General features: G+C 61.6%; 2 protein-coding genes. Both read left to right on the forward strand.

The genetic code is table 11. The features are described 5' to 3' along the window. Positions 1 to 550 (forward strand): tyrosine-type recombinase/integrase (locus tag D477_RS23605; RefSeq protein ID WP_202804122.1); only part of this gene is annotated, 550 nt, incomplete at its 5' end. 7 nt (positions 551 to 557) lie between these two features. Continuing rightward, on the forward strand, positions 558 to 890 hold the full coding sequence (locus D477_RS23610) for a tyrosine-type recombinase/integrase (protein WP_202804123.1): 333 nt from the start codon (positions 558 to 560) through the stop codon (positions 888 to 890). Positions 891 to 1002: the final 112 nt, after the last annotated feature.

Consider the following 1002-nt stretch of genomic DNA (forward strand, 5'->3'; position numbering starts at 1 on the left):
CCGGCAGGTTTCGCTCAGCCAGATCACCTTCACGATCCTCGACCGTGCCTGTGTCATCGGATTCCTCGACCATATGAGGACGACGCGCGGGTGGACGGCGACGACGTACAACCAGCGATTGGCCTGCATCCGTTCCTTTTTCAGATACGCCGCCACCGCTGAGCCGACACTGGCCATGCACTTGGCCGATCTCAACGGCATCCCCCAGCTGAAGACCCCAGCCACACCGACTATTCGCTACATGACGACCACCGCCATCACCGCTTTGCTGGCCGCCCCCGATGCCAGCACCAAGACCGGCCCGCGCGACCAGTTCTTCATGATCCTCATGTATGACCTGGCCGCCCGTGACGCCGAGATGCTCGCCCTGACCCTCGGCGACATCGATGCCAAACGGCTCACCGTGGACCTGATCGGGAAAGGAGCCAAACCCCGCCGCCTGCCCATCACCTCTGAGACCTGCCGCCCACTGCCGCCGCTACATCGCGACTTTCCATGCCAACCCCGACCCAGGGCAGCCGCTCTTCTACACGATCCACGGACACCGTAAGACACCGATGTCCGACGACAACGTCGCCAGGTTACTCCGTCAGCACGCAGCCAAGGCCCGTGAAAACTGTCCCGAAATCCCCGCGAAGGTCCACCCGCACATGCTGCGCCACTCCCGCGCCATGCACCTCTATAAAGCGGGCATGCCTCTGGCGCTACTCTCCGAATGGCTCGGTCACGCTGACCCCGAGACCACGCTTATCTACGCATACGCCGACACCGCAATGAAACGCCAAGCCCTCGCCAAAGCCACCGAGGGAATCACCACCAATCCGTCAGCCGTGCCGATCTGGCATAACCAGGAAGACATCATCCAGCGCCTATGCGGGCTCAAGGAGTGACACCGGATTATCCCGACAAATCACGTCATCAGAGTGCGTCTTCCCAAGTCACTGGCCCATCACCCACGCAAAGCAGCGGGCATCGGAATAACCCGAGAATCGGAACAATCGA

Origin of the sequence: Arthrobacter crystallopoietes BAB-32 (genome assembly GCF_000328305.2) — a bacterium.
Classification (GTDB): Bacteria; Actinomycetota; Actinomycetes; order Actinomycetales; family Micrococcaceae; genus Crystallibacter; species Crystallibacter crystallopoietes_A.

Coding starts and splice junctions, on each gene's coding strand:
- D477_RS23610 (WP_202804123.1), top strand. CDS start 558: ATGTCCGACGACAACGTCGCCAGGTTACTCCGTCAGCACGCAGCCAAG.